Annotated in this window: 13 protein-coding genes; 6 read left to right on the forward strand and 7 right to left on the reverse strand. The window is 72.7% G+C overall.

The genetic code is table 11. The annotated features are described in order from the left end of the window. The first annotated feature begins 353 nt into the window (after positions 1 to 353). Genes ACLQ3F_RS06195 through ACLQ3F_RS06205 form a run of 3 tightly spaced genes read left to right on the forward strand, consistent with a single transcriptional unit; the run spans position 354 to position 3305 of the window. Positions 354 to 1121: a glycerophosphodiester phosphodiesterase gene (locus tag ACLQ3F_RS06195; protein ID WP_425846946.1), complete on the forward strand. Its 768-nt coding sequence runs from the start codon at positions 354 to 356 to the stop codon at positions 1119 to 1121. Positions 1122 to 1140: 19 nt separating this feature from the next. Then, positions 1141 to 2532 (forward strand): MFS transporter, encoded by a 1392-nt coding sequence (locus ACLQ3F_RS06200; RefSeq protein ID WP_425846949.1) that lies wholly within the window; start codon positions 1141 to 1143, stop codon positions 2530 to 2532. Between the two features lie 56 nt (positions 2533 to 2588). Further along, entirely contained in the window at positions 2589 to 3305 is a 717-nt protein-coding gene (locus tag ACLQ3F_RS06205) for a thymidine kinase (protein WP_387349219.1), read from the forward strand. Here ACLQ3F_RS06205 and ACLQ3F_RS06210 read toward each other — a convergent pair. Genes ACLQ3F_RS06210 through ACLQ3F_RS06220 form a run of 3 tightly spaced genes read right to left on the reverse strand, consistent with a single transcriptional unit; the run spans position 3272 to position 6121 of the window. Further along, positions 3272 to 4444, reverse strand: coding sequence for a low temperature requirement protein A (locus ACLQ3F_RS06210; protein WP_425846952.1), 1173 nt, complete (start codon positions 4442 to 4444; stop codon positions 3272 to 3274). The two genes, ACLQ3F_RS06205 and ACLQ3F_RS06210, sit on opposite strands and share 34 nt — an antisense overlap. A 38-nt stretch (positions 4445 to 4482) precedes the next feature. Continuing rightward, positions 4483 to 5676, reverse strand: coding sequence for a low temperature requirement protein A (locus ACLQ3F_RS06215; protein WP_425846955.1), 1194 nt, complete (start codon positions 5674 to 5676; stop codon positions 4483 to 4485). After that, on the reverse strand, positions 5663 to 6121 hold the full coding sequence (locus ACLQ3F_RS06220) for a hypothetical protein (protein ID WP_387349223.1): 459 nt from the start codon (positions 6119 to 6121) through the stop codon (positions 5663 to 5665). Before ACLQ3F_RS06220 ends, ACLQ3F_RS06215 begins: the two co-directional genes overlap by 14 nt. Positions 6122 to 6268: 147 nt before the next feature. Here ACLQ3F_RS06220 and ACLQ3F_RS06225 point away from each other — a divergent pair, with 147 nt between their 5' ends. Further along, positions 6269 to 7972 (forward strand): acyl-CoA dehydrogenase family protein, encoded by a 1704-nt coding sequence (locus tag ACLQ3F_RS06225; protein WP_425846958.1) that lies wholly within the window; start codon positions 6269 to 6271, stop codon positions 7970 to 7972. Positions 7973 to 8002: 30 nt separating this feature from the next. After that, complete coding sequence (locus tag ACLQ3F_RS06230; RefSeq protein WP_425846960.1) at positions 8003 to 8869, forward strand: hypothetical protein; 867 nt, start codon at positions 8003 to 8005, stop codon at positions 8867 to 8869. A 7-nt stretch (positions 8870 to 8876) separates the two neighbouring features. Here ACLQ3F_RS06230 and ACLQ3F_RS06235 read toward each other — a convergent pair whose 3' ends face one another. Further along, a complete protein-coding gene (locus ACLQ3F_RS06235) occupies positions 8877 to 9722 on the reverse strand; it encodes an LLM class flavin-dependent oxidoreductase (RefSeq protein ID WP_425846963.1) in 846 nt (281 codons plus the stop codon). An 88-nt stretch (positions 9723 to 9810) separates the two neighbouring features. Between ACLQ3F_RS06235 and ACLQ3F_RS06240 the strand changes: the two genes are divergently transcribed. Further along, positions 9811 to 10182 (forward strand): VOC family protein, encoded by a 372-nt coding sequence (locus ACLQ3F_RS06240; RefSeq protein ID WP_425846966.1) that lies wholly within the window; start codon positions 9811 to 9813, stop codon positions 10180 to 10182. A gap of 41 nt (positions 10183 to 10223) precedes the next feature. Here the strand turns inward: ACLQ3F_RS06240 and ACLQ3F_RS06245 are convergent, their stop codons facing one another. The 3 genes from ACLQ3F_RS06245 to ACLQ3F_RS06255 all read right to left on the reverse strand — a co-directional run bounded on the left by ACLQ3F_RS06245 (position 10224) and on the right by ACLQ3F_RS06255 (position 12303). Then, positions 10224 to 11222, reverse strand: coding sequence for a tyrosine-type recombinase/integrase (locus tag ACLQ3F_RS06245; RefSeq protein WP_425846967.1), 999 nt, complete (start codon positions 11220 to 11222; stop codon positions 10224 to 10226). A gap of 71 nt (positions 11223 to 11293) precedes the next feature. Further along, the gene (locus tag ACLQ3F_RS06250; RefSeq protein ID WP_355007589.1) at positions 11294 to 11719 is read right to left on the reverse strand and encodes an Hsp20/alpha crystallin family protein; all 426 of its coding nucleotides are present in this window, start codon (positions 11717 to 11719) and stop codon (positions 11294 to 11296) included. A gap of 68 nt (positions 11720 to 11787) precedes the next feature. Then, positions 11788 to 12303 carry a GNAT family N-acetyltransferase gene (locus ACLQ3F_RS06255; protein WP_357204540.1) on the reverse strand — a complete coding sequence of 172 codons (516 nt, stop codon included), beginning with the start codon at positions 12301 to 12303 and terminating at the stop codon, positions 11788 to 11790. Positions 12304 to 12331: the final 28 nt, after the last annotated feature.

The following is a 12331-nucleotide window of genomic DNA, read 5'->3' on the forward strand; positions in this document are numbered from 1 at the left end:
GGCACCGGGTGGAACGGTCTGCCGGGGGGCCTGCGGCACCGAGGCCAGCCGGGTGCCCCCCAACACCCCCTTCGCGTCCTTTGCTCTGCACCCGCGGACGCACCAGCTACTGAAGGTGACTGTCGACTCCGCGGGTGCAGAGCAAAGGACGAAGGACAGGCATACGGAGGTGGGGGCCGTAGACCGGTCCGGCGGGACCGTGCGGCCGACTGGCATGCCGACGTCGCGCCTGCCGCCACCGCGGACACACCTGCCGACCACGGCAACCACCCGTGCCGCCTCCCCGGCGTCCCAGGCCTGATCTTCGCCGGCAGGCCACCCGCGCTCCACCGGCGACGGGCATACTGCGTCGCGTGTTGACCCGATTCGGCTACCTCGACGCGCCCGCGCCACTGGCGTTCGCCCACCGTGGCGGCGCCGCCGAGGGCGACGAGAACACCACCGAGGCGTTCGCCCGGGCCATCGGGCTGGGCTACCGGTACGTGGAAACCGACGTGCACGCCACCGCCGACGGCGTGGCGGTGATCTTCCACGATCCGACGTTGCGCCGGGTCACCGGCGAGGCGGGGCGCATCGCCGAGATGAGCTGGGCGGACCTCGCCTCCGTACGCGTCGGCGGCGCTGCCGTCGTACCCCGGCTCGACGAGGTGTTGGGGGCGTGGCCGCAGGTCCGCTTCAACATCGACGTGAAGGCCGACGGCGGCGTCGAGCCGACGGTCGCGACAGTGACCCGGGCCGGCACCGGCGACCGGGTGCTGCTCGCCTCGTTCAGCGACGCCCGGCTGACCCGGCTGCGGGCGCTCACCGAGGGACGCGTCGCCACGAGCCTCGGCATGCGCGGCGTCGCCCGGCTGCGGCTGGCCTCACTGCACGGGCGTCCGCTGCGGCTGCCACCGTCGGTGGTCGCCGCGCAGGTGCCGCCGCGCTACGGGCGGGTGCCGGTGGTGGACCGCCGGTTCCTCGACTACTGCCACCGGATCGGCCTGCAGGTGCACGTCTGGACGATCGACGAACCCGCCCAGATGCACGACTTACTGGATCGTGGCGTGGATGGCATCATGACCGATCACGTCGGCGTGCTGCGCGACGTCTACCGCAGCCGCGGCCACTGGGCCGCCTGAACCATTCCAAGGACCCCCGATGGCCGAGACCGTGACCCCCACGGTGGACGACACCCCGCCTCCCGCGAGCACCCGCCGGGAGCGCCGGGGCTGGTACATCTACGACTGGGCCAACTCCGCGTTCCAGACCACCGTCATCACCGTGTTCCTCGGCCCGTTCCTGACCACTGTCGCCGAGGTGGCGGCCGGGTGCGAGCTGGGTGCGGATTCGTGCGACGGCTTCGTGTACCCGCTCGGCATCAAGGTCGCCGCCGGGTCCTACTACCCGTACCTGATCTCGCTGTCGGTGTTCCTCACCGTGTTCGTGCTGCCGGTCATCGGGGCGATAGCGGACCGGTCGGCGCACAAGAAGCGGCTGCTCGGCGGTGCCGCGTTCACCGGCGCCGGCGCCACCATCGCGTTGGCGTTGGTCACCGGCGACCGATACCTGCTCGGCGGGGCGCTGTTCCTGGTCGCCAACATCTCGTTCGGCGCCGCCATCGTGGTCTACAACTCGTTCCTGCCGCAGCTCGGCGGCCCCGACGAACGCGACGGCATCTCCAGTCGCGGCTGGGCGCTGGGCTACCTCGGCGGCGGTCTGCTGCTGGCGCTCAACCTGGTCGCGATCACCCTGCTCGACGACGGTGACAACCCGCAACGCACCCTGGACCTGGCCCGCTGGTCGATCGTGTCCGCCGGTGTCTGGTGGGCGCTGTTCACGCTGGTCCCGCTGCGGTGGCTGCGTGAGCGCCCGCCGGCGGCGGCGCTGGCCGGTGGCGGCAACATTCTCACCGACGGGTTCCGACAGCTCGGCCGCACCGTCCGCGAGATCAAGGCCTACCCGCTGACGCTCTACTTCCTGCTCGCCTTCCTGGTCTACAACGACGGCATCCAGACCGTCATCACCCTGGCCAGCCAGTACGGCACCGAGGAACTGCGCCTGGAGCAGAGCACCCTGATCATCACCATCCTGCTGGTGCAGTTCCTCGCCTTCGGCGGAGCGTTGAGCCTGGGCGCGCTGGCCCGGCGCATCGGCGCGTGGAAGACAGTGCTGCTCAGCCTGGTCCTCTGGACCGGTGTGATCATCGCCGCGTTCCGGCTGCCCGCCGAGGCGCCGGTGCCGTTCATGGTCCTCGGCGCGGCCATCGGCCTGGTCCTGGGCGGCAGCCAGGCGCTGAGCCGGTCGCTGTTCAGCCAGCTCATCCCCACCGGGAAGGAAGGCGAGTACTACGGCTTCTACGAAATCAGCGACAAGGGCACCAGCTGGCTCGGCCCGCTCGCCTTCGGCCTGGTGTTCCAGCTCACCTCCTCCTACCGGGTGGGCCTGGTCTCACTGCTGATCTTCTTCGTGGTCGGTTTCCTGCTCCTCGCCGCCGTACCGATGCGCCGTGCCATCGTCGCCGCCGGCAACACGCCACCGCGGGTGCTCTGAGCACGCGTCCCGCGCCCGACAGATCAGGAGTGGCCGATCGGCTAGGCTGCCCGACCGTGACTGACGACGCCACCACCGCCCCGACCTGCCTGGCCCATCCGTTCCCCGGCCAGCCGCACGCTCCGGCCGCGTGCGCGGCGGCGCGTGGGCTCGACGGGCGGCCGGTGCACGCGGCGGCGTTGAAGTTCTTCTGGGGGCCGATGGACTGCGGCAAGTCCACGATGGCGTTGCAGATGAACTACAACCACGCCCGGCAGGGCCGGCGCGGGCTGGTCACCACCCGCATCGACCGGTCGCTGGGACCGCAGGTCACCACCCGCATCGGCCTGGCCCACGAGGCCATCGAGGTCACCGACGACCTGGACCTGCGGGCCCTGGTGCGCGGCCGGTGGGCCGACGGGGTACGCGTGGACTACCTGATCTGCGACGAGGCGTGCTTCTACACCGTCGAGCACGTCGAGCAGATGGCCGAACTGGTCGACAGCTACGACGTCGACGTGTTCGCGTTCGGCCTGGCCACCGACTTCCGGTCGCGGATGTTCCCCGCCGCGCAACGCCTGTTCGAGCTGGCCGACGAGGTGGCTCGCATCCAGGTCGAGGTGCTCTGCTGGTGCGGCCGTGAAGGGTTGCTCAACGCCCGGGTCGTCGACGGGCGGGTCGTCCGTGAGGGCGCCCAGGTCGTCATCGGCGACACCGTCGACACCGCCGAGGTGCGCTACCAGGTGCTCTGCCGCCGGCACTACCGCAGCGGCGACCTCGGGCCCCGCGACTGAGCGGCCCGCCGCGCCGACACCCGATCGGCCACGATCACCCCCACCGTGATCAACAGTGCCACCCCGGCGGCCAACGCGACCGGCGCCCGCAACGCCACCGCCGCCGGGGACAACGTGAGCAGCAGCAGCGTCGCCGCGACCCGGGCGACCACCCCGGCCTGACCGAGCGCCATCTCGTACGCGGCGTGCCCGGCCAGAAACAGCGCGGGACCGCCCAGGACGACCAGCGCGCTCGCCCAGCCGACCGGTTCCCCGGGGTCGTGCAGCAGCCGCTCGTCACCGACGGCCGCGACGACGATGCCGCCCACCATCACCGGGTGCAGATAGTTGAACACCAGCCGGGAGAGCCGACCGGCCCGTTCACCCGCGGCCGCCAGCGCCGCCATGCTGGCCTGCGCCCGGTCGAAGTACACCCACCACAGGGCCACCGAGCCCGCGAAGGCGAGGAGGAACGCGGCGATGGTCACCCGGTCCAACCGCTGCGTCAGCGTCCCACCGGTGATCAGGAGCGACTCCCCCAGCGCGATGAGGATGAACGCCTGACAGCGTTCGGCCAGATGCCCGCCCTCCACCCGCCAGTGCTCAGGCCTGCTCCGTCCCATTCCGGGCACCGGAAACCCGGTCGCCAGGCCGATCGAGTCGACGACGATCACCGCGATCCAGATCAGCTCCCGGGCCGAGGCGTCCACCAGCCCGCCGACGACCGCCAGCGCGCCGGTGCCGGTGATCCAGACGAAACACTGCCGGAAACTGTCGCCGAGCCAGGGCTCGCCCCGGATCGCCCACAGGGAGAAGGCCGTGCGGCCCACCTGCACCGCCGCGTACGCCCCGGCGAAGAGCAGGCCGTTGTCGCCGAAGGCGGTGGGCAGCGCTGCGGCGAGCAGGAGGCTGCCCAGCGTCACCACCAGCAGCGTGGCCCGCACCGGTGTGCGGTCGGGGTGCAGCCAGTTGCCCGCCCACACGGTGTAGATCCAGACCAGCCAGATCAGACTCAGCAGCACCGCTGTCCGTCCGACGCCCCGCCAGCTGAGGTTCTCGGCCAAATAGTGCGACAGCTGGATGATCGTGAAGACGTAGACCAGGTCGAAGAACAGTTCGGTGGAGGTGGTCCGCTCCACGCCACGGCGCGGGCGCAGCAACTGCGGATGAAGCGGACCGTGTCCTGGTGACGCGGCGGTCACCGCGCAGCCACCAATGACCGGAACCGGTCGGTCAGGATCACGGCGACCGTCACCGCCAACGCCACCGCGGCGCACACCGCGACGGGTGCCCCCAGCCACACACCGACCGGCATCAACGCCAGCAGGACCACCACCGCGGTGAGCCGGCTGGTCGGCAGGATCCGCCACAGCAGCGCCTTGTAGGCGGCGTGCCCGGCCAGGAACAGCGCGGGACCCCCCAGGGTGAGCAGCACGTCGACAGTGGTGGCCGGCGCGCCGGGCTCCCGCAGCAACCGCTCGTCCGCCGCCGACGCGACGACGACACCGGCGACGATCACCGGGTGCAGGAAGTTGAACGCGACCCGGCTCAACGCGCCGGTGCGCTCCCCGGCCTGGGCGATGACCTGCGTGGCCGCCGGGGCTGAGCGGGCGAAGTAGACCCACCACAGCGCCACCGAACCGCCGAACGCCAGCAGGAACGCCCCGGACGTCACCAGGTTCACCTGCGACGTGAGGGTGCTGCCGGTGACCAGGATCGACTCCCCTAGCGCGATCAGGACGAACGCCGCGCACCGTTCGGCCAGGTGCCCGCCCTCCACCATCCACCGCTCGGGTCGGCTGCGTCCCCGTCGCGGCAGCGGATAGCCAATCGAGAGGCCGACCACCTCGATCACGATCACCGCCGCCCACACCGCGTCCCGGGCGGCACCGCCGACCAGGCCACCGACGACCACGAGCACCGACGTTCCCGTGATCCACGGCAGCGACTGCTGAAATCCGGCCACCAACCACGGACTGCCCTGCACCGCCCACAACGCGAACAGGGTGCGGCCCACCTGCACGATGACGTAGACCAGCGCGAAGAGCAGGCCGGTCGAGCCGAACGCTTCCGGGATCGTCGCCGACAACAGCAGGCTGCCCAGCCCCACCCCGATCAGCATCGTCCGCACCGGCCCCTGGTCCGGTTGCAGCCAGTTCGTCAGCCAGGTGGTGTAGACCCAGACGAGCCACACCAGCGCCAGCAACAGGCCGGTACGTCCCGCGCCCCGCCAGTCCAGGTGCGCGAGCAGGTAGTGCGACAGCTGAGTGATGGTGAAGATGAAGACGAGGTCGAAGAAGAGTTCCGTCGAGGTGGTCGGCTGCACCCCCTCGCGCGGTCGCAACAACTGTGGGCGTAGCGGGGCGGCGACAGTGGGCCTAGAAGGGGTCACCGCACACCCGCCAGCTTCCGTCCTCACGGACGACCGGTAGGCGACGTTCCTCGCTGAGCCCGCCGTCGCGGGTCACCTTCACAGTCACCGTGCCCTGCGGTCGTCCGCTGCGGGTCGCGACCGACACGTCGGTGATCTCGTAGTCGGTGACCATCGGTGGTGTCCGCACCCAACTGGTGAAGCCGATCTCGCTCCAGCGGCTGCGCGCGTCCTCGCAGAGCCGCTCGTACGCCCGGTCGCTGTCGCCGAGGGCCACCTCGCTGAGGAAACCGTCGGCGGTCTCCCGGATCGGGCCGGCGGCCTGCCGGACGGTCTGCAGGTTCCAGGCGCCCAGCCCGGCCACCCCCACGCAGCACAGCGCCACGCCGAACCCGGCGAACGCCAACCCGGTGCGCATCGGGCGGTGACGCCGGGCCGGTCGGCTCCACGACTGGCCCGCACCCACGACTACCGACCGTAGAGAAGACGGTCACGCCGACGGGCGACAAGCCGGAAACTGGGTGCGCCCGATGGGCGGGTGTGCCCTGTTCGCGGCGGCCCCGCATCGTCTACCGTCGGCGCACACCCCCCGAGCAGTGCCAGGAGCCGATCGATGAGCCGCTTCGTGCAGCCGGTACCACCCCCCGTCGACCCGTACGCCGGCGATGGTCTGCTGCGGTCCTGGCTGGAGCGTCACCTCGGCCCGGGCGGGCACGCCGCCGCGAAGGGCCGTCTCGCGGACCTGGCCGCCGACGTCACCGGCCCGCTGCGCGCGGCGCACGCCGACGCGGAGGCGCACCCGCCGACGCTGGTCCGCTACGACCCGTGGGGTGCCCGGATCGATCGCATCGACACCTCCGCCGGTTGGCAGGCGCAACGTGCCGCCGCCGCCCGACACGCCGTGGTGGCGCTGCCCTACCTGCCGGACGCGCGGGGCACCTGGGGTGCCGCCGCGCGGGTCGTGCAGCACGCCCTGCTGCACCTGTACGGGCCGGAGTCGGCGACGTTCTCCTGCCCGGTGGCGATGGCCGACGGGGCGGCGGCGCTGCTCAGCATGCCCGACGTCGACGCCACGGTCAGGGACACGTGGCTGCCTCGGCTGATCTCCACGGACCCGGCCACGGCGATCACCAGCGGGCAGTGGATGACCGAGTCGCAGGGCGGTTCCGATCTGGGGCGCTCCAGCACCCTCGGCCGACCCGCGGCGGACGGTTCGTGGCGGCTGACCGGGGAGAAGTGGTTCTGCTCCGCCGCCGACGCGGCGATGGCGGTGGCGCTGGCCCGGCCCGAGGGCGCCGGGCGGGGCAGCCGGGTGCTCGCCCCGTTCCTCGTTCCCCGGTACGCGGTCGACTCACCGCTGGCCGACGGCGGGGCGCCCGGTGCACCCGCACCGGGTGTCACAGTGCACCGGCTCAAGGACAAGCTTGGCACCCGGGCGCTGCCCACCGCCGAGATCGGCCTGCGCGACGCGTACGCCCTGCCGCTGGGCGACCCGGCGGTGCCCGGTCTGGTCCGGGCGATGACTCTGGTCGTGGTGACCCGGGTGCACAACGCCGCGGCGGCGGCCGGCGGGATGCGACGGGGTCTGGCCTACGCCCGCGCGTACGCCGAGGCGCGGCATGTCGCCGGCGGCCCGTTGGTGTCCTCGCCCCTGCACCGGGCCACCCTGGGCACTCTCGCGGTCGACGCGGCGGGCGCGTTCGCTCTCGCCGGGCACGCCTTCGCCCTGCTCGGGCGGGTCGAGGTCGGCGCCGATCCGGAGGCCGCGGCCGAGCTGCGCATCGTGGCACCGTTGGCGAAGCTCGCCACCGGTCGGCTCGCCGTCAGCTCCGCCAGCGAGTACGTGGAGAGCTTCGGCGGGGCCGGCTACGTGGAGGACACCGGCGTGCCCCGCCTGCTGCGTGACGCCCAGGTGCTGCCGATCTGGGAGGGCACCACCAATGTGCTGGCCCTGGACGTGCTGCGCGCGTTGACCCGGGAGGACGGCGGGACGCCGCTGCTGAGCCGGCTGACCGCCGCCGTCGACCTCGCGCGGCCGCTGTCGCCGGTGCTGGCCGACACCCTGGCCACCGCTGCCGCGCAGTTGGCGGAGACCATCGCCGCGGTGACCGTCGAACCGGGTGCGCCGGCGGTGCTAGCGGGTGCCCGCGGTCTGGCGTTGCGCCTGGCGTACGCGCTGACCACCGCGTTGCTTGTCGAGCACGCCGCGTGGGGCGACGAGCAGGCGGAGTTGGCCGCCCGGCTGTGGGCGCGCCGCTGGCTGCGGCACGAGGAGATCGCCGAGGACGCCCACCATCACCTCGACCTGCTCTGCTGACCGGTAGGCGCGAGCGGACGGGTGAACGCCATGTCGGTGCTGATCGAGCTGGGTGACGACAGGGGCGCGCCCCCGCACGAGCGCCGCCCACCACCGCAGGTGTCCCGCCGGTGGCGGGTGGCGGTGCTGGTGGCGGCCTGTGTCCTGCTGCTCGGTGGTGCCGCCCCAGCCGCGCGCCTGACGCCGCAGCCCGGGCCGGCGCTGCCCGCCCGGGCGACGGTGCTGGGCGCGGGGCCGCTGCTGCTGGTCGTCGACCCTGAGCCGAACCCGCCGACGCTGAGCGCCTACGACTCGGTCGCGCCGAACGGGCCGCGGGCGCTGCCCGGCCTGCCTGGGCGGGTGCTGCTGGTGCAGGACGACGGGTTGGTCCGGCTGCTCGACGCCCGCGACGGCACCGAACGTGGGCGGGGACAGCTTCCGCCGGCCGACTACGGCCCGGACAATCCCCAGGTCGTCGGGGCGCACCTGGTGCTGCGCCACCCGCGCGGCGGCGCGGTGGCGCTGACCGGCTACGACCTACCCGGGCTGGTGCCGCGCTGGCGGTCGCCGGTGCAGCCGGGTGACCTGATCCTGCGGCCCTGCCAGGGTCTGCTCTGCGGGCAGGACGAGCAGGGACGCTGGGCGATCGGCGCGGGCAGCGGGGTGCGGGTGTGGACGTGGCCGGGCGGGGCGCGCTGGCGAACGGTCGCTGGCCCACGGGTCGCCACGGAACCCCTGGTGGTGCTGGGGATGGCGGCTGACGGTAGGCGCTCCCTGGTCGCGACGGTGGGGCGCGACGGTCATCGGGTGTCCGCTGTGCTCCCGGCGGGTGTGACCGACTGCCGCCGGGTCGGCGCCGGGTTGGTCTGCCGCGACGGCACGGCCCGCGTGACGTTCTGGCCCCTCGACGCCCCCTGACCCCGGGTCAGCGTAGAGGGCCTCGGGCAACGGCTGCGCGCATCGTGGCCGGATCGCCGGCCGGGACGAACTCCAACCACCAGGTGGCCCCGGCGGTGGCCAGCTCGCCGAGGTAGGCCCGTTCGGCGCGTTCGTCGGAGCGGCGTCGCCGGCCGCCGATGGCCACGTCGAACGGCTGACCGTCGGCGCGCGTCGATGGCAGGGCGTTCGCCAGGTCGTGGACCTCGTCGGGGGTGAAGTCGGACCAGCCGTCGGTGTCGGTGAGCTTGTACGGCACGATGCCGTCGGCGCGGGCGGCCCTGCGGCGCGCCGCCCCTGCCTGGGTGCTCCCGCCGACCCAGATCGGCACCCGCGGCGACTGCACCGGCGCGGGCCGCAGCGACACCCCGTCGGCGCGGTAGTGGGTGCCCTGGTGACTGATCCGCCCACCGCTGAGCAGCCCGGTCAGCAGGTCGAGACCCTCGTCGAGCATCGCGGCCCGCACGGACAGCTCGGTCTGCTCGCCGAAGGCGACCAGACCCCGGTCGCCGGGGTCACCGACACCGACCGCGACTGTCGCCCGGCCAGCGCTGAGGTGGTCGAGGGTGAGGATCTCCCGCGCCAACTTCGCCGGGCGGCGTCGGGGCAGCGCGGTGACAGTGGTGCCCAGTCGCACCCGGTCGGTGTGCCCGGCGATCGCGGCGAGGACGAGCCACGGGTCGTAGGTGAATGGCTCGTCGCCGGAATAGTGGATCAGATAGTCCTCCAGGAACACGCCGTCCCAGCCGGCGCGTTCGGCCAGCTCACCCAGCTCGACCAGTGTGGACACCGCGATCGAGGCCCCACCGCAGGAAATCTCCAGACCGTGTCTCATCCGCCGACCGTAGGGCGGGGGCCTGACATTGGGCCTCGGCGAGTGTCGCGGGGCCGAAGGTGTCGGGCCCCGGCGGCATACTGCCGGCGTGACAGTTTCTGCCGACCTCGCGATGGTCAACCTCGACAGTTCCGATCCCGCCGGCCACGCCGCGTTCTATCACGAGGCGCTCGGCTGGGAGGTCACCCACAGCCAATCGGAATACGCGATGATCAGCTCCGGTGGCGTCTCCATCGGCTTCGGGCTGGTGGAGGGTTACCGACCGCCCTCCTGGCCGGACGAGACCGGCGACAAGCGCTACCACCTGGATCTCTACGTCGACGACCTGGCGGCGGCGGAGGAGAAGTTCGTCGCCGCTGGCGCGTCGAAGCCGGCCTTCCAGCCCGGTGGTGAGCGGTGGGTGGTGCTTCTCGACCCGATCGGGCAGCCGTTCTGCATCTGCCCCCGCCCACAGAGCTGACACGGGCGGACGCAGAGCCGCGGCAGCGCCGCCCGCGCTGCTCAGCCGCGACGACGCGACCGGGCCGCCCACACCGCGTAGGCCGGGTCGCGGTCGAGGTTGTGCCGGTCCCGGTCGTAGCGGCGGGTGGTGCGCGGGTCGGCGTGCCCCATGGCGTCCTGCACGTCCTCCAACGGCACGCCCTCCGAGCGGGCCGTGGTGGCGAAGGCGTGCCGCAGCGAGTGCGGGGACAGCTTCGCCCAGGCCGGGATGCCGGCGGCGCGGGCGAGCCGACGGACCATCCGGAACACCGAGTGTCGGTCCAGCCGGGCACCGCTGGCGGTGACCAGCAGCGGGCCGGTGAGCTGCGGCACCGGCACGCCGGTGGTGGCGGCCCGCTGGGCCAGGTAGGCGTCCAGGGCGTAGCCGGTGCCGGGGGTGAGGGCGCGGCGGCGTTGTTTGCCGCCCTTGCCGACGAAACGCACGCTGCGGTGGCCGCGTTCGGTGCCGAGGTCGGTCAGGTCCAGCGAGATCAGCTCGCCGACCCGCAGGCCCAGGTCGGCGAGGAGCGCGAGGGCCGCCCGGTTGCGGACGGCGGTCGCGCCGGTGTCCGCGTCGGCGGCGCTGAGCAGGGCGTCCACCTCCTCGGGGGTGAGCCCGACGGTGGCGGAGTGGTCCCGGTCGACGCGGGGGCGGTCGGCGCCGGAGACCGGGTTGGCCGGCACAGCGCCCAGTTTGACCAGGAAGTCGTACCAACTGGACAGCGCCGAGAGTCGGCGGGCGACTGTCGCCGGGGTCAGTGGGCGGCCACTGCGGGTGCCGAGGCTGCTCTCCAGGGCACGGGCGTATTCGTTGACGTGCAGGAACGTGGCCCGCAGCGGGTCGAGGTCGTGACCGCTGCACCAGGTGAGCCAGCCGGTGACGTCACGTCGGTAGGCGTCTCGGGTGTGCTCGGACAGCCGCCGGTTGCGCAGCCACGCCTCGGTGACCTCGACCGGCCCGCTCGGCAGCGCCGGTGGCGCGGACGGGCGGGCGAGCACCGGAGCGTCGGAGAACACCATGTGAAAAAGGCTCTCAGCCTCGGGTGGGATCGGCGTGCAGGCGCGCCGATCCCACCCGTCACCGTGGTGGGTCAGGCTTTGATCTCTCGGCGGGCGGCGCCGTTGGCCTGGATGGTCACCCGGCGGGGCTTGGCGCGCTCGGCCACCGGGATGCGCAGCGTCAGCACCCCGTTCTCGTAGCCGGCCTCCAGCTTGTCGGTGTCGAGCGTGTCGCCGAGGAACAGTTGCCGGGTGAAGGTGCCCATCGGGCGTTCGGCGGCGACCAGCTCGACGCCGTCGCCGGCGGGCCGGCGACGCTCGGCGCGGACGGTGAGCACGTTGCGCTCGACGGTGCAGTCGATGCTGTCCGGGTCGACGCCGGGCAGGTCGAACGCCGCGTAGAAGTGGTCGCCGTCGCGGTAGGCGTCAAGGTGCATCGTCGCGGGACGGGCCGCCGTACCGAAGAACTGCTCGGCGAGCCGGTCGATCTCGCGGAACGGGTCGGTACGCATCAACATGGTCATGCCTCCTCGGATCTCCTGGCCGAAGGTGATGAGTTGAGCCGGGGTGACTCAACTTCCTCTTCTTATTTAGCGTCTTCGGAAGCGAACGTCAACTGCTTCTCGAACCAGTGGTCGGCGTAGGGGCCCCGCGAGTACGCCGGGATCTCCGCGTAGCCGTGCCGGGCGTACAGGGCGCGGGCCTCGACCAGGTCGTGCCGGGTGTCGAGCCGGATCCGGTGCGCCCCGGCCGCACGGGCCTGCTCTTCGACGGCGGCGAGCAGCACGGCGCCCCCACCGGCGCCGCGATGCTCGCCGCGGATGAACACCCGGGTCAGCTCGGCCCATCCCGGTTGCCAGCGCAGCCCGGCGCAGCCGGCCAGGTCGGTGCCGTGGTGGGCGAGCAGGAGCAACCCGCTCGGCGCGGTCAGGTCGTCGCTGGGCAGCTCGGCCAGAGCGGCGTCGACCTCACCGGGCCGGGCCGGGCGACGGTGGTAGCGGACCACCATCTCGGTCATGTACTCGCGCAGCAGCAGCACCGCGTCGGGGTGGTCGGGCCGGCTGGCGCTTGTCGTCCAGGTGGGTCGGGCGGTGACGGTCACCTGTTGATCATCACCGCCCGGTCAACGG

The organism is Micromonospora sp. DT15, assembly GCF_049841475.1.
In the GTDB taxonomy this organism is placed as follows: domain Bacteria; phylum Actinomycetota; class Actinomycetes; order Mycobacteriales; family Micromonosporaceae; genus Micromonospora.